This is a genomic window from Neobacillus niacini, assembly GCF_030817695.1.
Taxonomy (GTDB): domain Bacteria; phylum Bacillota; class Bacilli; order Bacillales; family Cytobacillaceae; genus Neobacillus; species Neobacillus niacini_F.
In genome coordinates, this window is sequence record NZ_JAUSZQ010000002.1 from 113205 (window position 1) to 137382 (window position 24178).

At 38.2% G+C, this 24178-nt stretch carries 19 protein-coding genes and 1 pseudogene; 10 read left to right on the forward strand and 10 right to left on the reverse strand.

Features of this window, described 5'->3' with window-relative positions; translation table 11 throughout:
- The first annotated feature begins 94 nt into the window (after positions 1-94).
- Positions 95-1942, forward strand: a complete 1848-nt coding sequence (locus tag QFZ28_RS00695; protein WP_307192942.1) for a helix-turn-helix domain-containing protein — start codon at positions 95-97, stop codon at positions 1940-1942.
- Positions 1943-2145: 203 nt separating this feature from the next.
- Here the strand turns inward: QFZ28_RS00695 and QFZ28_RS00700 are convergent, their stop codons facing one another.
- Both QFZ28_RS00700 and QFZ28_RS00705 read right to left on the reverse strand, forming a co-directional pair.
- Positions 2146-2502, reverse strand: coding sequence for a hypothetical protein (locus QFZ28_RS00700; RefSeq protein WP_307192943.1), 357 nt, complete (start codon positions 2500-2502; stop codon positions 2146-2148).
- Positions 2499-3704 (reverse strand): GTP-binding protein, encoded by a 1206-nt coding sequence (locus QFZ28_RS00705; protein ID WP_307192944.1) that lies wholly within the window; start codon positions 3702-3704, stop codon positions 2499-2501. Before QFZ28_RS00705 ends, QFZ28_RS00700 begins: the two co-directional genes overlap by 4 nt.
- A gap of 251 nt (positions 3705-3955) precedes the next feature.
- On the opposite strand from QFZ28_RS00705, the gene rpmG reads away from it, so the two are divergent.
- From rpmG to QFZ28_RS29640, 6 genes and pseudogenes are all read left to right on the forward strand, one after another.
- Positions 3956-4105 carry a 50S ribosomal protein L33 gene (gene rpmG, locus QFZ28_RS00710; RefSeq protein WP_307192945.1) on the forward strand — a complete coding sequence of 50 codons (150 nt, stop codon included), beginning with the start codon at positions 3956-3958 and terminating at the stop codon, positions 4103-4105.
- Between the two features lie 69 nt (positions 4106-4174).
- The gene (locus QFZ28_RS00715) at positions 4175-5344 is read left to right on the forward strand and encodes an FAD/NAD(P)-binding protein (RefSeq protein WP_307192946.1); all 1170 of its coding nucleotides are present in this window, start codon (positions 4175-4177) and stop codon (positions 5342-5344) included.
- A gap of 32 nt (positions 5345-5376) precedes the next feature.
- On the forward strand, positions 5377-5835 hold the full coding sequence (locus QFZ28_RS00720; RefSeq protein WP_307192947.1) for a GTP-binding protein: 459 nt from the start codon (positions 5377-5379) through the stop codon (positions 5833-5835).
- A gap of 117 nt (positions 5836-5952) precedes the next feature.
- Positions 5953-6222 (forward strand): 30S ribosomal protein S14, encoded by a 270-nt coding sequence (gene rpsN / locus QFZ28_RS00725; RefSeq protein WP_307192948.1) that lies wholly within the window; start codon positions 5953-5955, stop codon positions 6220-6222.
- A 151-nt stretch (positions 6223-6373) separates the two neighbouring features.
- Positions 6374-6931, forward strand: a pseudogene (locus tag QFZ28_RS29635) (GTP-binding protein); the annotation flags it as partial.
- Positions 6932-7069: 138 nt separating this feature from the next.
- Entirely contained in the window at positions 7070-7372 is a 303-nt protein-coding gene (locus QFZ28_RS29640) for a CobW C-terminal domain-containing protein (RefSeq protein WP_373428103.1), read from the forward strand.
- Between the two features lie 149 nt (positions 7373-7521).
- On the opposite strand, the gene QFZ28_RS00735 is transcribed toward QFZ28_RS29640, so the two are convergent.
- Together QFZ28_RS00735 and QFZ28_RS00740 are read right to left on the reverse strand one after the other, a co-directional pair.
- Entirely contained in the window at positions 7522-8883 is a 1362-nt protein-coding gene (locus QFZ28_RS00735) for an MATE family efflux transporter (protein WP_307192950.1), read from the reverse strand.
- A 12-nt stretch (positions 8884-8895) separates the two neighbouring features.
- A complete protein-coding gene (locus QFZ28_RS00740) occupies positions 8896-9135 on the reverse strand; it encodes a metal-sensing transcriptional repressor (RefSeq protein ID WP_373428104.1) in 240 nt (79 codons plus the stop codon).
- A 200-nt stretch (positions 9136-9335) separates the two neighbouring features.
- Here QFZ28_RS00740 and QFZ28_RS00745 point away from each other — a divergent pair, with 200 nt between their 5' ends.
- Complete coding sequence (locus tag QFZ28_RS00745) at positions 9336-10343, forward strand: metal ABC transporter solute-binding protein, Zn/Mn family (RefSeq protein WP_307192952.1); 1008 nt, start codon at positions 9336-9338, stop codon at positions 10341-10343.
- Between the two features lie 180 nt (positions 10344-10523).
- On the opposite strand, the gene QFZ28_RS00750 is transcribed toward QFZ28_RS00745, so the two are convergent.
- The 3 genes from QFZ28_RS00750 to QFZ28_RS00760 form a co-directional block, all read right to left on the reverse strand.
- Positions 10524-12797: an arylsulfatase gene (locus tag QFZ28_RS00750; protein WP_307192953.1), complete on the reverse strand. Its 2274-nt coding sequence runs from the start codon at positions 12795-12797 to the stop codon at positions 10524-10526.
- Positions 12798-13274: 477 nt separating this feature from the next.
- Positions 13275-13409: an SPASM domain-containing protein gene (locus tag QFZ28_RS00755; protein ID WP_307192954.1), complete on the reverse strand. Its 135-nt coding sequence runs from the start codon at positions 13407-13409 to the stop codon at positions 13275-13277.
- A 570-nt stretch (positions 13410-13979) separates the two neighbouring features.
- Entirely contained in the window at positions 13980-17297 is a 3318-nt protein-coding gene (locus tag QFZ28_RS00760; protein WP_307192955.1) for a glycosyltransferase, read from the reverse strand.
- Positions 17298-17877: 580 nt separating this feature from the next.
- On the opposite strand from QFZ28_RS00760, the gene QFZ28_RS00765 reads away from it, so the two are divergent.
- Both QFZ28_RS00765 and QFZ28_RS00770 read left to right on the forward strand, forming a co-directional pair.
- Complete coding sequence (locus QFZ28_RS00765) at positions 17878-18813, forward strand: LCP family glycopolymer transferase (protein WP_307192956.1); 936 nt, start codon at positions 17878-17880, stop codon at positions 18811-18813.
- Positions 18814-18869: 56 nt separating this feature from the next.
- On the forward strand, positions 18870-19019 hold the full coding sequence (locus tag QFZ28_RS00770; RefSeq protein WP_307192957.1) for a hypothetical protein: 150 nt from the start codon (positions 18870-18872) through the stop codon (positions 19017-19019).
- Positions 19020-19397: 378 nt separating this feature from the next.
- Here QFZ28_RS00770 and QFZ28_RS00775 read toward each other — a convergent pair whose 3' ends face one another.
- The 3 genes from QFZ28_RS00775 to QFZ28_RS00785 form a co-directional block, all read right to left on the reverse strand.
- A complete protein-coding gene (locus QFZ28_RS00775) occupies positions 19398-20591 on the reverse strand; it encodes an NAD(P)-dependent malic enzyme (RefSeq protein ID WP_307192958.1) in 1194 nt (397 codons plus the stop codon).
- A 271-nt stretch (positions 20592-20862) separates the two neighbouring features.
- Positions 20863-22578: an NAD-dependent malic enzyme gene (locus QFZ28_RS00780; protein WP_307192959.1), complete on the reverse strand. Its 1716-nt coding sequence runs from the start codon at positions 22576-22578 to the stop codon at positions 20863-20865.
- Positions 22579-22764: 186 nt separating this feature from the next.
- On the reverse strand, positions 22765-24087 hold the full coding sequence (locus QFZ28_RS00785) for a 2-hydroxycarboxylate transporter family protein (protein WP_307196920.1): 1323 nt from the start codon (positions 24085-24087) through the stop codon (positions 22765-22767).
- Between the last annotated feature and the right edge of the window lie 91 nt (positions 24088-24178).

Below are 24178 nucleotides of genomic sequence, written 5' to 3' on the forward strand. Positions count from 1 at the left end.
TTAAATATTATATAATTTCAGATATATTGGTCAATGTGGAATTAAACAACTTATATACATATCAATTATTGCTATCAACAATGGAGGTTGGAATATGGAAAAAAAAGAAGCATTTCTTCAACAACTAAGTAAAGAAAATCAAAAGGCACAGTATCACGTAATGAATTTAATGGAAAGCTTTCGGGCAATCAACTCGACTCTTGAATTGGATGAAGTACTAAAAAAAATCATGCATTTTGCTTTAAATATAGTCGAGACCGCAGAGGCAGGATATATACAAATGTATGATGAGTCTTTGAATAAACTGATTATAAAGACATATGTTGGCTTTAATGAGAACATCAGCCACTTTAAAGTGAATATTGGTGAGTCTATTACAGGGAAAGTTTTTGAAGACGGCTGTTTTAGGCTAATTACCACAAGGAAAGAGATTTATGATAGTATGAGTGATTTGAGCAAAGAGAATTTTGACTTTATTGATAAGGCACACCATAATAACCAAAAGATTAAGTCTATTTTATCCGTCCCCGTTTCATTTGGAGCAAAACGGATTGGCGTTATGACATTTCATTGCTTTGATATCGAAGATGGTCTCAGCGAAACAGACCTCCTTCTCTTACAAAGCTTCGCATCCCAAGCAGCTATCGCACTTCATAATGCCCAACTTTATACAGAAGTACATAAAAGCCTAGATGAAGTCACCCATTTATCACAGAGGCTTAAAGAAACCAATGCACTGTTAGAGAAGCGAACATACATTCACAATCACCTCACCGAGTTATCAGTCCAGAAAAAAGGACTAAAAGCTATTATCATAGAAATGAATAAATTGATGGACAGGAATCTTGTCTATGCGGATTATCTTGAAGGGAATTACGTTCCACAACACATTAAACATTTTGCCAAAAGTCTAGATGATATTTTCTTTCTCTTTACTAGTAAAACTAAGCCAGCTTATGTATCAATCTGTGACACAGTTCAGATTGATTGCTATATTTATCCGATTAGGTCGGGCTCCGTTCTTTTGGGTTGTCTGGCTGTAGAAGGAAGCTCCCCTCTATCACAACTCGATAAACTTATTATCGAACAAGGAGCCCCTATTCTTTCTCTTGAAATTATGAAACTTAGATCACAGACTGAAATCATGTATAAGAAAACCTATGAAACCTATCATCACTTCTTAAAAATAAAAAATCCTCAGCAGGCTGAGATTACTGCAAAGGAATTAGGAATTCATCATCATTATTTTCTCCAAACAGCATTAATTGAATTAGATGGAAACGTCGATCTACACTCACTTGAAAACGATGCACTGCTTCTTCTAAAACATCTGAAAGAGAAAATAACTTTAGAAAATAGCCTTCTTTTTAGTTACAATAATAAAATTACCCTTTTTTCTTCTGCCCGAGATGCTGTCAGCGAAGCATATATTACAAAAATAATCGAAAGCAGCATAAAATGGTGGAACGAACGGTTTTCAGTAGTCGCCCGGGCAGGAATCAGCACAGGACATTACTATCCTGGCCAAGCGGAAGAAAATCATTTAAAAGCGGAGAAAGCCCTTCTTCACTTGAAAAAACAAAAGAAAAAAGGCATTCTTCATTACAGGGATATTGGAATCAGCCGCCTTTTTTTACAACATCCCCCTGAAGAAATCAATTCATTTCTGCGCGAGACGTTTTCTCTATTATGGACAGGACAGGAGAAAAAGGACGATCTTCTGCATACACTCTTCACGTATGTACAGAATAACCGTTCCATGACTTCTACTGCTAAGGAACTTCATATCCATGCCAACACGCTCTATCACCGCATAAAAAAAATTGAGGATATTCTGGATATGGACTTTAGCCATTTTGAGGATTACCTAAAAGTACAGCTAGCGGTCTATCTTTATAAAACCTTTTTTGGTTCATTAACAAAGGCGGGAAAATTAATGTAGAAAAGGCCTTCCATCAATTTAGTAAACTATTTATAGTCAGGAAAAATAATGAATTAAAGTATGATAAGCACCTACCCAAAACTGAAACTAACATATTGCCATTAATTATATGGGTTAATTGCCAGATAGTAATCTATTGATTTGACTTTTTCAAATAACATAAAAAGGCTGATTTCCTAAATAGCGGAACCAGCCTTGGTAAGTTAAGAAATGATCAAAAAATACTGTTTGTTATTATTTGTCTTAGTACAGAATTTATTGACCCTATTTGTATAATCAATCCATTTATAATTCTTTATTTTCAATTCAAGCTTTTTAGTTATTTCATCTTCAATTTCATGCATTATTCTAACTGTTTCACCTATTGTCATATTAAATCGGCTGGCTGCCTGGTGGTAAGGCGACTGGTCTTTGAGAAGGTTTAAAAATTGCTCCCTGGTTTCGGATTGTTGAGCTAACATATCTTCTACACTTTCAATAAATTGATAAATCCGTTTTTTTCTCCTTGGCAAAGAAGCAACAATATTTCTCGCAAAAATTTCCATGATTCTTTCGTTCATTGCAGACCATTCTCTTCACTTATACTTTCTTCAAAGGCAGGAAGGGGGTCTTCTAATAAGGACCAGTCAGATACAAGCTCTTCCGGTGTTAGTAAACATTTATCCAACGTCTCTTCGATTTGAGTTCGGTCCATATCAATACCGATCATTACTAATTCATTAATTCGGTCACCATATTTTTCATCCCATCTTTCTAACAATTCAGGATCTCCCTTTAAAATCTCCTGTTGTTCCTCAATGGTTAATGCTGCAACCCACTCTCCTGCCCCCTGAATCGTGATTGTTGGACCCGCCTGAGAGAAAAGTCCGGCTACTTGATTTCTCGAAGCCAGCCAGATAAACCCTTTGGCTCTGACAACCTCAACCGGCCAATTGTTGATCCAATCCATTAGGCGAGAAGGGTGGAAAGGGATTTTTCTTCTGTAAACAAAGGATGATATTCCATATTCATCTGTTTCAGGAATATGTTCTTCATTTAGTTCTTTAATCCAACCTGCAGCTTGGCTTGCTTTTTCAAAATCAAAGCTGCCTGTATTCAGCACTTCTTTTAAATCAATTTGGGAAAATAAAGTTGGAAGGATTTTGGCGTCACCATTGAGCTTTCTCAAAAAAGCGATTAGTTCGTCTACATCTCCCTTCTCCAATAAATCTGTTTTATTTAAAAGAATGACGTCAGCAAATTCAATTTGATCAAGTAATAAATCGGCAATATCTCGGTAATCCTGTTCATCTGTTCCCAGTTTCCGATCCAAAAGGGTTTCGCCTGACACATAATCCTGCCAGAAACTATTACCATCTACTACTGTCACCATTGTATCCAACTGGCAACGATCTGAGAGGTTAATTCCCAGCTCTTCATCATAGTAAGTAAAGGTTTGTGCTACAGGAATCGGTTCGCTAATCCCGGTAGACTCAATGACAATGTAATCAATATTACCCTCATCTACTAACCTTTTTACTTCTATGATTAAATCCTCCCGTAATGTGCAGCAAATACAGCCATTTTGAAGTTCAACCAATTTCTCTTCTGTTCTTGAAAAACCTCCGTCCTTGACAAGACGGGCATCCACATTTATTTCACTCATATCGTTTACAATAACGGCTACTTTTAAATTTTCACGGTTATTTAGAATATGATTTAACAACGTTGTTTTACCTGCTCCCAAAAACCCACTTAACACAGTTACAGGGATTTTCTTCATACCTGTCAGCCCCTTTGCTAATAATAGTTTGTTCTCTATGTACCTGAATGTTAATTGCTATACATTCACAGTTAAATTGCAGATTTTACTCAAATCGTAATAATTACGTTTTATATTGTATACTGCTATTAAACAATTGTAAATAATTACTTTCGTAATCATTACGTTTTAAGTTGACAATCCCAATTTTAACAGCTAAAATTTAAACGTCAATAGTAATCATTACGATTTAAACATAAGGAGTGACAAAAATGCGTGTAAAAATCACATTAGCTTGTACTGAATCTGGAGATCGAAATTATATCACAACAAAAAACAAACGAAATAACCCGGATCGTTTAGAATTAATGAAATATTCACCTCGATTAAAAAGAAAAACCCTTCATAGGGAAACAAAATAATTTATTAATGGAGCATTCATGACTAATATGGGTGCTTTTTTATAACAGGTAAGAAAGGAGCTGATCTACGTGTACGATTGGATTATCATTGGTGGCGGCATTCAAGGATGTACTCTTGCTATTTCATTGATTAAAAGTGGAAAGGTTTCTCCCCGTAAGCTTTTGATCATTGATCCTCACGAACAACCAATTTCACAGTGGAAACGGAATACAGACAGGATTGAAATGGAGTATTTACGGTCCCCATCTGTTCACCATCTAGATGTAGCCCCGTTTAGCCTCCAATGGTTTGCCCGGAAGGCAAAATTCTCTCAGCCTTTTTACGGCTACTATAAAAGGCCTTCACTTTCACTTTTTCATCAACATTGCGAGTCCGTTTTTCATGAAATTGACCTGAAACAATCATGGCATATAGGCAGAGTTTCTAATCTCGAAAGAAAATATGACGAATGGTGGATTCAAACTGAGGATAACTCTTGGTTACATACAAAAAATGTTGCTATTGCAACTGGATTTACAGAAGCATTAAACTACCCATCCTGGTCAAATGAGATGAAGGAAAGATATCCTCATCTCATCTGCCATATCTTTGAAAAGGAAGTGCCTGAAACTTTTAATGAGGGTCAGCCCTTGGTTATTGTAGGAGCTGGAATTACTGCTGCCCACTTATCCTTAAAGCTTAGCAAATTACATGAGCAGGTGATATTAATAACAAGACATGATTTTCGTGTCCATGATTTTGACAGTGATCCCGGTTGGTTAGGTCCAAAAAATATGACCTCCTTTTTAAAAATAAAAGATTATAAAACTAGAAGACAAACGATTACAAACGCAAGGTATCGAGGATCATTTCCAAAAGAGCTTTCACTGGCATTATCCCGTTTAATCCAGAAAAACAAGCTAAAAGTGTTCTATGATGAAATTGAAAGCTGTTCAAATTGTGACGAATCATCACTCCTATTGAAACTAAAAAATTCTGAAGAAAAAATTGAGACTCCACGAATTCTTCTGGCTACTGGGTTTCAGTCAAATATGGAATACCTTAGCTGGCTTCAACCAGTAATTAACCATGAAAAACTTTTATGTGCTGAATGTGGCTTCCCAATTGTCTCAAAAAACTTGGAATGGGGAAAAAAACTCTTTGTAGTAGGTGCCCTTGCGGAATTAGAAATTGGTCCTACTGCCCGAAATATCTCAGGAGCTAGAACGGCAGCAAACAGAATCGTAAGCGCAATATAATTGAGCAAGTAAAGCATCCTAATACCATTCTTTTGAATAAAGTTGATAAAATTTCAGAACAAAAACAAAAAGAGATTGAGAATGAACTGCAAACTCTTAATCCATCTGCTAAGATTCTTCCAACCATGTTTGCAGACATAGACATTAGCCTGCACAATACGAATCCTAATGGTCGGGCTGAACATGTAAAAACACACGCTATTGAATTTCTGCATATTAACACGTACGTTCATACATTCTCTCAGCCTATTAATAAGGAATTATTTGAAGAATTCTTACGAACAATGCCTGACTCGATTTACCGCATTAAAGGGTATATCCGATTTCTAGGTACACAAGCAACATATCTATTCCAGTACGCTTACGGCATGCCTTTACATACCAAGTCGGGACTAAACATAAAGAACACGCTCGTGTTTATTGGGGATAGATTAAATCGTGAGTATCTACAGAACGCACTTAAAAATTTAGAGTTAAAAAGTGAATACTAAAAAATTATTTATCACTAAGAATTTGCACATGGTTTAAACTTAAGTTAAAATAAACACAAATCGTAATGATTACGCTTTTCAACATTCGTTTTACCAAAGAAAGGGGCTGCAAATAATATGGCCAAAAAGTCGAAAGTAGTAAAAGAGAAGCAACGCCAAGAAATGGTCAACAAATACGCGGAATTGAGGAAAGAATTAAAAGCAAAAGGTGACTATGAAGCACTGGCAAAACTACCCAGGGATTCATCTCCAACCCGTTTGCACAATCGTTGTGAAGTCACAGGAAGGCCTCGAGGGTTTTTAAGAAAATTCAAGATGTCTAGGATTGCATTTAGAGAATTGGCCCATAAAGGACAGATTCCAGGTGTTAAAAAGTCAAGTTGGTAGGTTTTTCAGTATTTCCCTTCACTCAATGTATAGATCAATCAGTAGGTCATGCAAAAAGTACATGAATATAAGTCGTTTGGAAGGCAAATAATGTCATTATTATCAACTTTAAATCGTAATGATTTCGTTTTGTATAAGAAGGATCATGAATATGGCTACATGGGATTTAAGTAACACCAAAAACCACGTCTTCATTTGTAACGGTAGCAGCTGTGATCGAGCGGGAGCAGAGGAACTACCACAAGCAATCCGAAAAGAAATTTCTAAACGAGAATTAGATGATTCGATTCACACCACTCGAACGCGGTGTAATGGAAGATGCCATGATAAGTGTGTTGTTATCACCTATCCAACAGGGATATGGTGTTGTACTGTTCGCGGAGATTTAATTCGTATTCTGCGGACGCTAGTTTTTTCTATGGAACAAGGGCAAGTAAAATTTGATCGTGTATTAATTGAGACAACTGGTCTTGCAGACCCTGCCCCTGTAGCGCAGACATTCTTTATGGATAGTATACTTTCAGAAAAGTTTGAAGTCGATAGCATTATTACCGTTGTAGATAGTAAACATATCTCGATGCATTTGGATGGTCATGACGAAGCACAAGAACAAATCGCCTTCGCCGATGTCATCATTTTAAATAAAACCGATTTAGTCTCTAATGAACAATTGGATATGTTAGAAAACAGAATTAGCCAAATGAACCCGACAGCTAAATGCTTGCATGCGCAGAATTGCAACGTTGCCTTAACTACTATCTTGGGGATTAATACGTTTGATGTTAACCATAAACTCGAAATTGACCCCCACTTTTTAGAAGATCACCATCACCATCATCATGATGATATGGTATCCTCCATTGCTTTTAGAGAAGAAAGACCTCTTGATATGGAAAAAGTTAATCAGTGGATGAGTTACCTTGTTCAAGAAAAGGGGGAAGACTTGCTGAGATATAAGGGAATTCTTTATATTCAAGGAATGAAAGAAAGACTTGTATTCCAGGGACTGCATATGCTCTTCGCAGGAAGACCAGATCGAAAGTGGAAAGAAAATGAGGAAAAATTAAGCCAACTAGTATTCATTGGCAAAAATTTAAATAAGAAAGAACTTGAGAAACAATTTAATAATTGTATCGCGAATAACATGTAATCCCCCTTCTCTGTTTTATTAAGGAATAAGAGAAATACTATAAAAAGGCTTCCAAAAAGTATAAACAATAGCAAAAGAAACATCTTTGGTGGAGGTGTTTCTTTTGCCAGATACCACACGGTTACTAAACAGTTAAACGTAAAAATTTTTTATGATTGCATTTTCCGACAATTCTCTACTGTAGTTTCTTTCTTAAATCTATACAATAAAAAAATAGCACGTATATATAAGTCAATTGCTATCGAAAACCAAACGCCTGCTATCCCCATACCTAAGTGAATTCCTAAAATATATACTCCAATGATTCTGATTACCCATATCCCTATAGCTGTACTATACATAGGACTTTTTGTATCACCAGCACCTTGTAAAGCACCTGCCAACACTAAACCGATTGCTAAAGCTGGTTGGGCAAAGGCATCAATTCGTAAAGCAGTAACAACCATATCAACAGCATTTTCATCCGTTGTGAACCATGTAGCAAACCAAGGAGAAAGGAAGTATAACAATACCCCCACAAATGACATAAAACCAACTGCAATCCAGGATGTAATCATACCGTATTCATACGCTTCCTTTGAACGCTTTGCACCAATACTCTGTCCTACAAGGGTCGTAGCCGCAATGGCTAAACCATACCCAGGCATATAGGCGAACATTTCAATATTTCCAGCAATGGAATGGGCTGCGAAAATATCTGCTCCAATTTTAACAATCAACCCGAAATATAGCACCTGTCCTAAGCGCATGATTAATCGTTCGATGGCTGCCGGAGTTGATAATTTTATTATAAAATAAGAGTCTTTTCGGGAATATGAGCCAAATATCGTGAAGGAAAGACTTGACCTTTTAATGTAAATAAACAAAGCAATGGTTCCAATCATTCTCACAATCACCGTTGCCCACGCAGCTCCCGCTACACCCAAACCGGGAATACCAATGTATCCAAAGATTAAAACATAATCCAATCCGATATGGAGAATATTGATCCACCAACCAACCTTCATAGGCGTTTTTGTATCCCCTGCAGCTCGTAAAATACTTCCAAATGTAAACATGAGAGAAATAAAAATCGATGAAACTCCAACAATCTTAAAATACGTGATGCCGTCTTGTAATACTTCAGCTTCAGCCCCCATAAGGCGCAGCAGCGGTTCACTAAAAAATATCGTTATAAGCCCAAAATTGATTCCAGCAATGACTGATATAAATGTGGATTGACGGGCAATTGATTTTGCTTTGGAAATATCTCCCGCACCAATACTCCTTGCGATAAGAGATGAAGTTCCTACCCCAATAGCCATAAAAATGGCTATATAAACCGCTAAAACAGCATTTGCTACGCCAACTGCTGTTACTTCGTTTAAGCCTAATTTTGAAACGAACAATGTATCCACAAAGCCAACAACTGTTTGTAAAATGTTTTCAATCATTGCTGGTATAGCTAGACCAAGTATTACAACCATTTTCTGTTTAGGTGTTTTGCTATCCTTCAAGGAAAATTCCTCCATGTTTTCACCCACCTACTGAATAAAATTATCCAATGCTTTCTTTATATCATTTAACACCTCTTGCTCGTTCCCTTTCTGTACAGCATCAACAAGACACGTTTCTATATGGTCCGTCAATATTAATTTAGCTGTGTTATCAAGTGCCTTTCTAATCGCAGCAATTTGCAAAAGAAAATCTGGACAATCTCGTTCGTCGATCGCCATTTGTTTTACCCCTCTAATATGTCCTTCAATTCTCGATAGACGATTAATTACATTTTTTCGTTGTTTATGATTATGAGATGTTCTTCATTATTACCGCACATAATTTATTCCACCTTATCATCATAATATATCCCCTATAGGGGGATTTCCCAATTAATTTTTCATGTAAATCGTAATTATTACTATTTATAATCGTAATGATTCCTATTATAATGATGTAGAGTTTTTAAAAGGGAGAGATTAATAAAATGAAAAAGAAATTTATTACTATATTAAGTGTTTTAGCATTGATGTTATTCTTAGCAGCGTGTAATCAAACGGAAAAAACACAAAGTAGTGAAGACACAAAGCAATTAACCGTCTTTACAACCATTTACCCTCTTCAATATTTTACTGAAAGAATTGGTGGGGATTTGGTCAAAATAGAAAATATTGTTCCCCCTGGATCAGATGCCCACTCTGTTGAAATTAGTACGAAAACAATGATGAAAGTAGCAGAAAGTGATGCATTTATTCATACAGGAACAGGAGTAGAGGGATTTGCAGACTCGGTTTCAGATTCGTTGGAAAAAGAAGATGTAAAAATTGTGAGTGCTTCTGAAAACATAGATTTTATTAGTTCCAATCAGGAAGCCCATGATGAGCATGCCGAAGAAGAAGGCCATGATGAGCATGCTGAAGAAGAAGCCCATGATGAGCATAACGAGGAAGGTCATGAAGAACATGGTGAATCTGACATAGATCCTCATGTTTGGCTAGATCCTAATCGTTCGATTATCCTCGCTGAAAATATAAAAAATGCACTTGCTGAATTGCAACCAGAGAACAAAAAAGCATTTGAAGATAACTTCATAACCTTAAAAAATGAATTAGAAAAGTTAGATACTGAGTTTACTAACATGGTTGCCCAAACCAAAACAAAAACGTTTATTGTCTCTCACTCAGCATATGGCTATTGGGAAAATACCTATGGTTTAAAACAAGTAGGCATAAGTGGTTTGTCCCCAACTGACGAGCCTTCACAAAAAAAATTAACCGAGGTTATTGAACTTGTTAAAGAAAATAATTTGCAATATATTTTTTTTGAACCAAACTTAACGAATAAAGTAGCTGAAATTGTACAAAATGAAACAGGAACTAAAGCCTTGACGTTAAACAATTTGGAGTCAATTTCGGATGAAAACATTAAGAAAAAAGAAGATTATTTTGTTATTATGAGAAAGAATATTGATTCTCTAAAACAAGCTCTTAACTAATAAAAGCCAACACTCAGTGTTGGCTCTTATTTTATCCCTTACGATAACCTATTTCTAATAACAGATTTACTCCCTCAAGTCAAGATTCTTCAATTGTCGAAGCCACCGGGACGGTTCTTATGGTTTTTAATGAAGCTAGTTCAGGCCACAAGAACCGTCCCCACGGCCCCCCGTGGTCCCTTAATCTCTTAGGGTGTATTCAACTTTTGTTAGTGCTCCTTTAAAGACGAATTCTCCTTTGTCTGCGTATTTCGGGCTGACTGGTGTTTTCGTATCTTTTCCGACATCAATGCCTTCAAATGAGAGCTTATATCGATGAGTATCCTTTAACTTTGTTGCCCCCACTTTTTGACTATCGATATACAACACACCATTTCCTTCGTCAGGTCCTGTTTTATTAAATTGGTAGGTCACGACCGATTTCCCGATCGGTACATTGATATCTGATACGATTTTATAGCCACCTCTGTTCCCCATTGAATATTCATACACTAACTTGTTTTTCCATATATAAAAGGTATAACCGCCATCAAAACCTCCATGGGCAAGAAGTACACCATCTTCATGTTGACTTTTCCGTTCGATCGGAATCTTAATTTCATACGATCGATTGATCACCGGAGCAGCGGCTGAATCTGTGAGTCGATCCATCCCCCTATAATACGTATAGTGTTTTTTGGCTCTGATCGTATCGGGTGGAATGGATAAAAATCCTTCCTCAAAAATATCAGTTAGCGGAAATACGTCATATTTTTCGGCTTCTTTCAACCACATTTTCTGCAAGTGCTTCAATTTTTCTGGATACTTTTCCGCCAAATCTGTGGACTCGGAGAAATCTTTATCTATATGAAACAAAAACCATCGATCTTTTTCATACGGTTCACCTTTTTTATGATCGGCAACCGCTTTCCATCCATCATGATAAATCGCACGATGTCCTGACGTTTCAAAATATTGCGTGTCCCTTCCTGCTGCTTCCCGATTCATTAACAAGCCCTTAAAGCTTTTACCGGACAATTCCAATTCTTTCTCACCTTTGATGACCCTTGGAGGGCTAATTCCTAAAATATCATAGACGGTAGGCGTAATATCACTCGAATTCACGTACTGAGAGCGAATAGAACCAGGATCTTTAATAAGTGTAGGATGATAGACAATTAAAGGTACATGAACTCCCCCTTCAAAGGTAGAATTTTTAAAGCCTCTAAAAGGTGTATTACTGACTTGAGCCCAACCCTTTGGATAATCAGGCCATACTTTGCCACTTCCAATTTCCTTATAATGCTGAGCTAACTCGTCAATCGTTGGATACCATCCATTAATGGCGTTTGTAAAATTAAGAAAGCCTGTTTCCCTTCCAGAAGCACTAGCTCCATTATCAGATAAAAGGAAAATCATCGTATTGTCTAATTGATCTGTTCTACGTAGGTTATCCAGCAATTTTCCAACTTGTTCATCTGCATGGGTTAACATTCCAGCATACGTTTCTTGGAATCGAATAAAAATCCTTTTCTCTGTCCCACTCAATTCATTCCAAGCCTTTACATCTTCGGCTCTAGGAGGTAATTTGGAATCTTTCGGAATCAGACCAAGCTCTTTTTGTTTCTCAAAACGCTCCTGTCTGAAAACATCCCAGCCTTTGTCATAAACACCTTTATACATATCAATATATTTTTGCGGAACTTGATGAGGACTATGCTGTGCGCCAAAAGCCAAATATAAGAAAAACGGCTTATTGGGATAAGCACTCTCTAGATTGGTAATATATCGATTGGCGTTTTCCACAATTGCTTCAGAAAAATGATAATTCTCATCCATTGGGGATGGAATTTGCGTGTTATCAATCGTTAAGTCTGGCTTGTATTGATGTGATGAGTCCTCTAAAAAGCCATAATATTGATGGAAGCCTTTTTGAAGTGGCCAATGATCAAATGGTCCTGCCGGTGAGGTCTGATGGGTCGGAGTTAGATGCCATTTCCCAACTGCATACGTATTATAATCCTTCTCACTCAGCACCTCAGCAATCGTTGCGGCCTCTGTCCCTCCCCGTTTATTCGGGAATTCTGGGCCTAAATCAAAATTCTCTACTGTTCCCACCCCAACTTCATGGGCATTTCCACCTGTTAGTAATGCAGCTCGTGTTGGTGAACAAAGCGGCGTAACATGAGCATTATTGTACCGCAATCCATTTTGGGCTAACCAATCCATATTTGGTGTTTGAATTTCAGAGCCGTAGCTTCCTAAATCAGAAAAACCTGAGTCATCGAGGACAATATAAATGACATTCATAGGTCCTTTTTCATTGTTGTTGTTCTCTAATGACTTACTCTCCTTTTTAGAAGGACCTTTCTCTTTTGCTATATGTATTGCAGCTAGTGAATCACCATTAAATGTCAAGGTTGATGCCATTACGGCAGCTGTACTCAACACACTTAATTTATTGAAATAATTCATTTCCATCCTCCTAAAACGTATCAATCGGTCCAGTCTTATGTTTATATCCTTATTGTTGCCTATGTCTTTCTAAGAATGCGATTATTCTAGGCAAAAATAAAAGAGCCGCTATGACAGAAACTTTATTTTGTCAGAGCGACTCTTTTATTTAAAAAGGAACTGTTCCTTTTTCATTTTATGTTTTAATAATAATGGGATGTTTGATTACATCCATAATTTTACTGGCAGGCAGGCCATTTTGAAGAAGCTGAACCATGACTTTCATATATCGATGGATGTGATGAAAATATTTTTTGTAACCCGCGCATAAGTAGTTGAGTCCTGGTTCGCCATCTGGAGTGGTCAAGAAACGATGTTTTGGACACTCGCCGTGACAAGCAAATTTCACTTGGCAACCGAGGCAATACTTCGGTAAAGTAGTTTTTTTGCCTGGCCAAATTGAGTTTGCTGGATTGAATCCATCATCTCTTTAAACGTTTAATCTTGAATATTGCCAAGTTTATAATCCAGGTACATGAAGTGATCACAGGAATACACGTCCCCATTATGTTCAATGATGGCCGCTCTCCCGCATGTCTCGGAAAAAATACATACAGTCGCTGGCAGACCCATCCACGATCACCTCATAAAAAGTAGTAAACTCTTAACAAAAGATTGGTTGATTGATATTGAAGATAATTATTTACATGCCAGCTTCACAAAACGGGTGAAAAATAGCCGTAACTATTTCTCATTTTGAGTGCATAATGTAGGCTTTAAACCTACATCATGCCGCCCATTCATGACTATATAAAATAAAGGAAAAAAGTTTTTAAAAAAACTTGGAATTAGCGGTTTTCAACTCTGAGTCTACAATAAATCTATAAATATAAATTGTATGAGCAAAATTATGAGCATTTTCAATTAGCCTAAGTATCGCAACCACCAAAGTAATTTTTCCTGCTCTTCCAAGTAAAGGGCTACTTTTTCTCATTCATATCTTCACAAGGAATTACATCAAACAAACTTAATTATATAGGTTCTCTATTTTTTCTTTGTTAATCGGGTTGATGTTACTTATATTTCAGGACTCCGGAGGATTCGGGGATTTCTTTCCTGAAATGTCCATTTTATTGAGATATAAAATAAAAGGAAGGTGTCCTTCACCTTCCCTGTGAATATTTAGGATGACGCCTTGAAAATCTAGATGATACGTTTCTCCTTCAATCGTGGCTCTACCGTCAGATTTCCTGCCCGCTTTAATTTCCCCCAGCCAACCCGGGTTCCTTTTAGTGCAGCAAAAATGGATTTCCACGTTACCCATAACAATAAGTAGCGGTAGAAAAACCTTTGCAAGAACAGGGAAATGAGCGATGTAAAGCTTAACTTCTCCATCCTAAAAGCAACTAAGCAAATAAGGAAATCGACCAAAAAATAACTGACAAAAATCAATAATGATTTTTGGGCATCCCCTGCTAGAATTCCTAAAATAAACAATATATCTAAAAGCGGAGCAAAGAAAGGAACAATAAATTGAAATAGAATCATATTAGGGAGGGCAATGAACCCAAGTGATTTATGCTTTATTCCCCCAAACGCTTTCTTATGCTTCCAAAAACATTGTAAAGTTCCAAAAGTCCATCTATACCGCTGTTTTAGAAAATCGCCAATCGTTTCCGGAGCCTCCGTATAGGCATAGGCCTGTTCATCAACCACAACTTTATAGCCTTGGCGGAGGATTTTTAATGTCATGTCAGTATCTTCTGCAAGAGTATCATCGGTAAAATAGCCTAGCTCTTCAACCACCTGTTTGCGCCACGCCCCCAAAGCTCCTGGGACGACTGGGACACAATTAAGAGTGGCAAAGGCACGCTTCTCCAAGTTAAATCCAGTTACATACTCAATATGCTGCCAGGCAGTTAACAGGTTTTTTCTGTTCCCTACCCTCACATTTCCAGATACCGCCGCAATATTTTCATTAGAAAAGTGCCGAATAAGCATCGAAATCGAATCAGGAGGAACAATGGTATCTGCATCAATCGCAACAAGAATGTCCCCCTTTGCCTTCCTGACTCCCAGATTGATGGCTGAAGCTTTTCCTCCGTTCTTCTTGTGGAAAAGAAGTACCTTTTTATTAGCTTCGTAATCTCGGGATACTACCAAGGATGTTTGGTCTTTGGAACCATCATCAACAACAATGACTTCTAGGTTAGGATAATCGCTTTTCAGGATTGACTCGATGGTCCTACTTATAACCTTCTCTTCATTGTAGGCCGCGATGATGACACTTACAAACGGTGTAGACTGCCTCAACGGATGACTGGCATGTTTTTTATGTTTAAAAGCTAAACTGCCCAGAATCAAAATGCGTAGAGCCAAAATGAACATCACACTGTAAAGCAAAATGGAAATACCCTCTTTAAAGTTTGCTATATTGAACAGCAGCACTTTGAAGCTTTGTATAATCGGATTTTCCACCTCTTTGACAGGAGGCATGATATTACTTTTGCCTTTATCTATTAGATCGCTGACCGAAACAAATTTATATCCTTTATTCTGTAACTGTTCGATGATTTCAGGCAGTGCCTCAACGGTCGCCTGCCTATCTCCGCCGCCGTCGTGAAGTAAAATAATATCGCCGCTTGATGCCTGGCTCAAAACATTCTCGACAATGGCCTCGCTATCACGTAGCTTCCAGTCCTTTGAATCTATATCATAATTGACGGTGACGTACCCCATTCGGGTCACATCCAGTAATTTTTGAAAATGTGCTGGCATGTACTTTGCCTCTTCATCTCCATATGGAGACCGATACAACGAGGTGGTACGTCCAGTAATTCCTTGAATAATACGTTGAGTACTATTTAGCTCAAGCTTTAACTCCTTATCGGACATTTTATTTGTTTTTGGGTGGGAAAACGTATGGTTACCAATCTCATGGCCATCCTGATAAATTCGTTCGATTATATCCTGATTGTGTATTGCCTGATTACCAATGACAAAGAACGAAGCCTTAACCTGGTATTGTTTTAGGATGTCCAATATGCTTTCCGTATATTTAGGATCGGGCCCATCATCAAAGGTTAGGACAATCTCTTTTTCCCCCGGTTGGCTTAAACGCTCAAATTCGGATGATATTGGGTTGGTAATATAGGTTTCACTCGTAATAAAGCCAGAGTCATCAAACTGAAGGCTGCGTTCCCCCTCTTTCCAACTCTCTTTTGCCCGGTAAATATTCCCTTCTCCTGTGCTGTAAATATTTCCTCCATTCTTGACAGTAAGCAATTCTTCCGTTTTATGCCCTTTAAGAATATCCCAAACAGATGGATCCTCCGATCCGAGCCTCCAGAGTGCAATTCCCTGCGCTCCAGCCTCGGCAGACATTTTCAATTGGTTGTAGAAGGTTGCACTGTCCAGGAACCATATTTCATGCACTTTGTTGTTCTCCATATATTTAAGATAAGGAGTATGGCTCATATCATCCCATTGGATGTTCAAGTTGGCTTTTTCGGCCAGTCTTGTGACGTCATCAAAGGAAACGACTTCTCCCGGCTGCTGGCTTTCCCATTCCCAGTCATATCCATAATTCCCAAGCGCAACTATCAGCTTTTCCTTGGATAATTTTGAGAGAATCTCTTTAAACCAGGATGAAGAAGCAATGGTGCCTGGATTGTCCACATTCTCATCGTAAGCCATCACAATCATCTGATCAACGTACCTTTCCAACTCTTTGTAATCAAACGCCTCACTGGCAGCCGGTACATCGATTGAAACAGAGAGACCGTCAGCATGAAAAACCGTGTACAGCTCCTTTATAAACTCGGTCAATAAATCCCGGTCATTCTTGTTTAGATTCTCAAAGTCAATATTGATCCCATCAAAGCCCTGCTTTTTTATTAGTTCATGTAGTTTATTAATTAACTTCGCTTTTTCTTCAGGAGAATTTAAAAGTTGATGAACTGTCTCCTGATTCCACTTACCATTCTGTATGTTGTGAATTAACGGTACGATCTTAACATCATTCTTTTTGGCGAGCTCTACTATTTCCGGCTGAATATCGCTCTCAAGCTCCAGTTCAGCATTCAAACTCAACCATTGCGGGATTAGAACATCGATTGTATCAATATTTTCCCTTAACGATTGTTCACTGTTGCTGTCCCAATTCACATAGAATGCGAAAACATCATCCTTATAGGCAACTTCCTGCTGGAGAAATTTTTCATTCGCATCAATATTTGCAGATGCAACCTTAGGGGAAGTCATGGTTGCAGATGGACTGATGTGTGAAAATTCATCCGTTTCTTTTGTCTCCAATTTAGGAAGATGGGGGTTAGCATAAAGACCTAAACCAGAAAAAAAGATCACCAGACAGAATAGAATAGCTAGAAGAGCAAAGAAAATAATCAGCAGATTCCACCGTTTACTCGATTCACTTTCAAAAATAAAATCTTTTTGGCCGGGCTCAAGGTGCAAATGTGTTTTATTATTTTCACCTCGGCAACGGAAGGTCCTTTTTTTCATTTTATTACCTCCCTCATATTATTTTTTATCTTGCATAAGAACGACCTACCAGGAACTTCCTACTCACTATTTAAGCAAACTATTTTGTTCACATTTTCACAATAATAACGTAGTTTTCAATTTTGAAAGGAAACCGCTAATAACCAAAGCCATAAATTCTACCAGTATTCCAATCATTACAACAGTAACAAGAGGATTTACAAGAAGAAATAAGCTAATTTATCTAATTTTCTCGGACATCACCACTTCAAAGGAATCTTCCCTGCATAATTACCTAATAAATAAGTATTTATTGACCAATTTACCTAGTTCTGTTTCCTTTTTATTGCTGAACCCAGTAACTTCAAGTCGGCTACAGCCACTGTTTCAGTAAAATAACGATCCTTAATGTTTTTGTAATATAACTTTAATATAGCAGAAACGTTTTGATAATAAAAAAAGGTTCCTCCTGCCCAGGTATATTCTACTAATCAAGGAGGATTACTGTCTTTTTGTCGCTCCTCTAGTTATTTTGTCGAATACCTGTAAATTTTTTTAGATGCTAAAATAAAACGAGATTACTGAAAAGGAAGTGTTTGAAATGGAACCGGAACACACATCCCCGCCCCCTAAAAAAAGGAAGCTGGGCTTAAAAATAACACTTGGAGTCATTTTCCTTCTAATTATTGGTGCCGGCGCATACGGATTTTCCGTTTATAACTCTGTTGCCGGCACGCTCCAAAAAACACATGAACCACTGAAACGTTCAGAATCAGAGCAGCGTGTTATTAATTTAGCAGATGGAGATCCCATCTCCATCTTATTATTTGGGGTGGACCAGCGCGAGGGAGACCGCGGGCGTCCAGACTCATTAATTCTATTAACGGCAAACCCAGGAGATAAATCTATTCAAATGGTAAGCATTCCTCGTGATACATACACCGAAATTATCGGCAAGGGAATAAAGGATAAAATCAATCATTCGTATACATACGGCGGAGTTGATATGTCCATTAAAACCATAGAAAATTTTCTAGATGTCCCGATTGACTACTACGTGCAAGTAAATATGGATGGTTTTAAGGATCTTGTAGATGCTGTTGGCGGTGTGACCGTGGATAACACCTTGGACTTTTCCTATGAAAGGACAGACTTCCCTGTCGGTCAACTGGAATTGAACGGTGAAGAAGCCCTGAAGTATTCTCGTATGCGTGCTTTTGACCCACAGGGTGACTTAGGCCGACAAGAACGCCAGCGTAAAATCATTCAAGCTTTCATCAAAGAAGCGGTACAAATCGAAACTCTCACAAACTATGGAAGCATATTAGAGGTAATTGGCGATAATGTAAAAACAAATTTAACGTTTGAGGACATGAAAGTCATTCAGGAAAACTATTCTGAAACGCGTCACAATCTCGAACAAATCCATATAAATGGAAGTGGTAAGGAAGAAAAGGGTATCTATTACTACATTGTGCCTGAGGAAGAACGGATAAAGCTGTCTAAGATGGTTAAGAAACACTTGGATATTGAGTAGTTTACGATTAAATCAAGAATTACTGCCGTGAGAGAAATTGGGGACAAAATCATTGATTGATTTTATCAACTGGACTGATTTTGGTTTTCGGAGTTTTTGAGAAAATAGTTACAGACGGGCTAACCATGGAAGAAATCATCAATCAAAATTTATATGATGAATGGTACTTTAAATACCCTACCCAATTTATTGAACAGAATATTTAAGAGACTAGAAACAAAAGAGAGTGCCTGTTACCCCACTCTCCATTATCATTCCCACTCTAATTTGAAAAAGGGAAAAAAGGAACCTATACTTATATAGCCTTAGGTTCCCGCATCCTTTCAAGCAAAATTAACATCATTACAAGTTTGAAAACTTTTACTTCACTATAAGGCTGTCCATTAATCGCAAAAACTGCTAGCAATACAACTACAAGACATCTTAAAAAGTTCATCATATCAATACAAACAATGATGAACATCTATGACATAGACTGACAATATAGAGAAAGGCCACCATTTGATTGCGTTAGCAAAATGTTAGCAATTTATTTCCAAACAATACTTTTGAATTTTGTGCCTGACACCTAAATTTATTATTTTTTACAAGGTTACAAAGGATTTCCTCGCTACTCCTGTTTCTACTGCCGCAGTTGCAACAGCTTTTGCTACTGCTGAAGAAACACGGTCATCAAAAGGACTTGGAATCACAAAGTCTTCTGATAGTTGTTCTTCTGAAATGAGTGAAGAGATCGCATATACTGCAGCCTTTTTCATTTCTTCATTTATATGTGTTGCTTGAACATCTAGAGCACCTCGGAAAATCCCTGGGAAAGCAAGCACATTATTCACCTGATTCGGAAAATCAGAACGTCCGGTGCCTATTACTTTTGCTCCAGCAGCTTTTGCTTCATCTGGCATTATTTCCGGAATAGGATTTGCCATTGCAAAAATAATAGCATCTCTTCTCATTGTTCTAATCATATCCTTTGTTACTGCACCTGCAGCAGATACACCAACAAAGACATCTGCACCGACAATGACTTCCTCTAAGCTTCCCTCTGCATTGTTGCGGTTTGTTTGCTTGGCAATTTGATCTTTAAATGGATTCATACCAAACTGGCGATTTTCATAAATTGCACCTTTTGTATCACATAAAATGACATCATACACACCAAAACTTAATAGCAATTTAGCAATTGCAACACCTGCCGCACCCGCACCATTAATTACTACTTTTATTTCTTCCAGTTTCTTATCTACAAGTTTTAGAGCGTTGACTAATCCAGCAACAGTTACAATTGCTGTACCATGCTGGTCATCATGAAAAATGGGGATATTTGTTTCTTTTTTCAAACGTTCCTCAATTTCAAAGCATCTTGGGGCTGATATATCTTCTAAATTTACTCCGCCAAATGTTGGTTCAAGACGCTTTACCGTTTCAATTATTTCTTCAACATTTTGTGTATTTAAACAAATAGGGAATGCATCCACGTTAGCAAAACTTTTAAATAAAGCTGCTTTTCCTTCCATGACTGGCATCGCTGCTTCCGGGCCAATATTCCCAAGCCCTAATACTGCTGAACCATCTGAAACAACTGCAATGGTATTCCCCTTCATTGTATATTCATATACTCTATTTCGATCTTCATATATTTCCTTACATGGCTCCGCGACACCAGGTGAATACGCTAGACTCAAATCATTTGCATTGTTAATCGCTACCTTCGCTTTCACTTCTAATTTCCCTTGTTTGTCCCGGTGCATTTGTAAAGCTCTATCACGCAATGTGTCCATGATACCTCTCCCTTTTCCTAAAGTGTTTATGTACTTTATTTCACATACCAACTTTTAAAACGCTTCCTAAAAATTAAGAGCTATAAATATAACCCAATCATATATACCAACACACCACTTGAATAGATTTTTAAATTAATTAAATTCTTTTGTAATTAACGACCACAGGTTGATGAAAACTTTTTCAAAAATGGATAAAAACCCCGGGAACGGTTCTGCTGTTTCAGTTGGAAGCAAAAGAACCATTCCGGGGATAATACCTATGGAATAACTATTTAGTTATTAAATTCTTGTCTAAATACCGCACGCTCTTTATTTTTTTATACTCAGGTTTCCACATAGCACTTTCAATAGCATTCTCAACATCTTGGATATCCGCCCTTGCAATTCCTTCGTATATTGCAGCATTTGCTACTTCAATGGCTACGTATTTTGAGACTTCATGAAGTTTTTCAATCGATGGCAGCAGGGATGCTCCAGGTGTGCTAGTGTCTGACATTCTTGCAACCGTATAAGCAGCAGCTGCGAACATTCCTTTTGAAATCACTTTAGCCTTTGCAACAATTGCGCCAAGTCCGAGACCTGGGAAAACAAATGCATTATTAGACTGCCCAATTTCATAGGAAACGCCGTTGTATTCTACATTGGCAAACGGGCTGCCGGTTGCAATTAAGGCCTTTCCTTCTGTCCATTTGATCAGATTTTCCGGAACTGCTTCAGACAGTACAGTCGGGTTGGACATAGGCAAGATGATTGGACGCTTAACGTGTTTGGCCATTTCTTTCACAATTTCCTCAGTAAAGGCGCCGGCTTGTCCGGAAGTTCCGATTAGGATGGTTGGCTTAACCCTCTGAACTACTTCCATTAATGAAATGATCCCATCCTTATTCCTTGCCCAGCCGCTTACTTCATCGGCTTTCCTTACATAAGGCATTTGGAATTTCAGGACATCTGTTGTTTCATCTGTGAGTAATCCCCGATAGTCAATAGCCCAGAAACGGTCATAGGCTTCTTCTCTGGTTAGCCCTTCAAGAACCATGGCATCTGCCATTTGGTCAGCGATACCGATGCCGGCAGCCCCTGGTCCGAAGACAACAATTCGCTGATCCTTCAGAGTAGCTCCTGTTACTTTCAATCCAGACATAACAGCAGCAAGGCTAACCGCACCTGTTCCCTGGATATCATCGTTAAAGGTAAGGATTTTGTCACCGTATTTGTCCAAGATCTTACGGGCATTCACATTGCCAAGGTCCTCCCAGTGAAGAAGAACTTCTGGGAAGAATTTTCTTGCAGTCTGAATGAATAAATCAATGAAATCGTCATAACGCTCACCGCGGACACGCGCGAATTTGTTACCAATATAGATAGGGTCGTTAATCAAATCCTGATTGTTCGTACCTACATCCAGGACGACTGGCAGAACACGACTTGGATCAATACCGGCTGCTGCTGTATAAACGGCAAGTTTACCAATCGCAATATTAATACCACCTACGCCCTGGTCCCCTATACCTAAAATGCTTTCGGAGTCGGTAACGACGATTAAATCAATGCCATCTTTAGGTTGTCCAAGATTATAAAATGCCTTTTCAATGCCCTCAGGATCATCAATTGAAAGATATAAGCCACCTGGGCGCCGGTAGCTATGGGAATATGACTGGATCGCATCCCCGACAGTGGGGGTGTAGATGATAGGGAGCATTTCTGCTAAATGTTCTTTCAAAAGACGGTAAAACAGTACAACATTGCGGTTATATAAATCATAAAGCACTCCATTTTTAAACAGATTCGTCGTCCGCATCGAATATTGCTCATAGGCTCTGTTCACCTGTTCATCCAGGGTGAGCACCTGGGGTGGTAACAGGCCGTCGAGCCCAAGCTCTTCCCTTTCCTCTTTAGTAAAAGCCGTTCCTTTATTTATAAAAGGATTAGAGAGAATTTCTTTTCCTCTTAATGTTGTGATAATTACATTCTCATGAACATTCATGAATTTTCCTTCTTTCTTTAATAAAATACCTGTTCAACAATTTTCACAAATTCATTTCTTACCTTTCCATGTTCATAACCTCTGCACTTTTTGGTATAGGTTATTTAATTTATTTACCCTGTTTTTTAACTAAGCCAAAGCAGACAGTAAACCGCTGCCTGCTTTAAATCTTTGTTTCATTTCAAATTAGCTTAAAAGCTTTAGCAGCATGATTGCGAGGATGACAGTAGATGCTCCGCCAAGCCTTGTAGATATTTGGGCAAAAGGCATCAATGACATACGGTTAGAAGCTGAGAGGATTGCAACATCCCCTGTTCCTCCAAGACCGCTATGGCAGCCTGTAACAATGGCAGAATCCACAGGATACATTTTCATAAGTTTTCCAACAAAGTAACCAGTTGTGACCATCGAAAGCACTACAGAAACACAAACGATTACGTATGAAGGAGTAACGGTTTTTACCACGTCTTCAAGTGGAATGTAAAGCATTCCAAGTCCAACCATCAATGGCCATGTAAGACTTGATGATACAAATTTGTACAAATGGTATGCACCTTGTTCCATTTTTGCCGGCATGAGCTTAAGGCTTTTTACCAGTGCAGCAGCAACAATCATAAGTACAGGGCCTGGCATTCCCAATAACATGTGTCCTAGTCCTCCAAGTATAAAGAATGTACACGCCATTAAGAGACCTGCTCCCATCAGCGGGAAGTCAACTGGCTTATTAATGGTTACAGATTCAGTAATACCATCTCCGCCTTTTGTTTTAACCAAAACACCGTTACCAGTAAGGTGTGGTTTCTTTTGACCGAGACGAGAAAGGAGACCTGCACAAATGATTGCGGCAATATTTCCGATAACAGCAGCCGGAATCAATTGGCCGACAAATGTTTCTGGAGCTGCTCCGAGAACCTGACCATAACCGATGGAAAGTGGCAGGATCCCTTCACCGATGCCGCCACCGATAATAGGAACAACGATATAGAACAATGTATGCTTTGCAGAGTATCCAAACAACATGCCAACTAATACTCCAACACCTACAGAAGCGAGTGTACCGAGAATAAGCGGGACGAACATCTTAGAGAAGCCCTGGAGCAGGACTTTACGGTTCATCCCAAGGATACTTCCTACTACTAGTATACTTATATATAGATAAAGGAAGTTTGAGCTTTTCATTAACTGAGTGACAGCGTTTAATCCAGTTTCATTAATCACACTAAAATAGACTAAAATTGATGGAACAAGGAGTGCGAGAATTGCAGGGCCCCCAATATCCTTCAATACAGGAATTTTCATTCCAAGATGTCCGAGTAAAATCCCCATCGTAATAATGACGGCAAAGCCGCCAATCATATCAGCTGGAAGAATTTCATAAACTGCAGCAAAATAGACAACTACTGCTATAATCATGTAAAGCGGAAGTGGAACAACGCCAATCTTCACGCTGGCTAATTTTGCAAAGAAACTATTATTTTTTTGGCTATTTTTATAACTTTCTCCAGTCATTGTAGAGAGCGGTTCCAATTTTCTTGCAGGTTGTGCCATCTTTTAATCCCCCTTTGTTTGATTACATGTTCATCATATTACCAAGTAAACC

What these genes read in the sequence shown, in the direction of transcription:
- QFZ28_RS00750 (WP_307192953.1), bottom strand. Translation starts at nt 12,797, where the DNA reads ATGAATTATTTCAATAAATTAAGTGTGTTGAGTACAGCTGCCGTAATG.
- QFZ28_RS00745 (WP_307192952.1), top strand. Translation starts at nt 9,336, where the DNA reads ATGAAAAAGAAATTTATTACTATATTAAGTGTTTTAGCATTGATGTTA.
- QFZ28_RS00785 (WP_307196920.1), bottom strand. Translation starts at nt 24,087, where the DNA reads ATGACTGGAGAAAGTTATAAAAATAGCCAAAAAAATAATAGTTTCTTT.
- QFZ28_RS00705 (WP_307192944.1), bottom strand. Translation starts at nt 3,704, where the DNA reads ATGAAGAAAATCCCTGTAACTGTGTTAAGTGGGTTTTTGGGAGCAGGT.
- QFZ28_RS00735 (WP_307192950.1), bottom strand. Translation starts at nt 8,883, where the DNA reads ATGGAGGAATTTTCCTTGAAGGATAGCAAAACACCTAAACAGAAAATG.
- QFZ28_RS00755 (WP_307192954.1), bottom strand. Translation starts at nt 13,409, where the DNA reads ATGGGTCTGCCAGCGACTGTATGTATTTTTTCCGAGACATGCGGGAGA.
- QFZ28_RS00775 (WP_307192958.1), bottom strand. Translation starts at nt 20,591, where the DNA reads ATGGACACATTGCGTGATAGAGCTTTACAAATGCACCGGGACAAACAA.
- QFZ28_RS00700 (WP_307192943.1), bottom strand. Translation starts at nt 2,502, where the DNA reads ATGAACGAAAGAATCATGGAAATTTTTGCGAGAAATATTGTTGCTTCT.
- QFZ28_RS29640 (WP_373428103.1), top strand. Translation starts at nt 7,070, where the DNA reads ATGGTATCCTCCATTGCTTTTAGAGAAGAAAGACCTCTTGATATGGAA.
- QFZ28_RS00780 (WP_307192959.1), bottom strand. Translation starts at nt 22,578, where the DNA reads ATGAATGTTCATGAGAATGTAATTATCACAACATTAAGAGGAAAAGAA.
- rpsN (WP_307192948.1), top strand. Translation starts at nt 5,953, where the DNA reads ATGGCCAAAAAGTCGAAAGTAGTAAAAGAGAAGCAACGCCAAGAAATG.
- QFZ28_RS00695 (WP_307192942.1), top strand. Translation starts at nt 95, where the DNA reads ATGGAAAAAAAAGAAGCATTTCTTCAACAACTAAGTAAAGAAAATCAA.
- QFZ28_RS00765 (WP_307192956.1), top strand. Translation starts at nt 17,878, where the DNA reads ATGGAACCGGAACACACATCCCCGCCCCCTAAAAAAAGGAAGCTGGGC.
- rpmG (WP_307192945.1), top strand. Translation starts at nt 3,956, where the DNA reads ATGCGTGTAAAAATCACATTAGCTTGTACTGAATCTGGAGATCGAAAT.
- QFZ28_RS00760 (WP_307192955.1), bottom strand. Translation starts at nt 17,297, where the DNA reads ATGAAAAAAAGGACCTTCCGTTGCCGAGGTGAAAATAATAAAACACAT.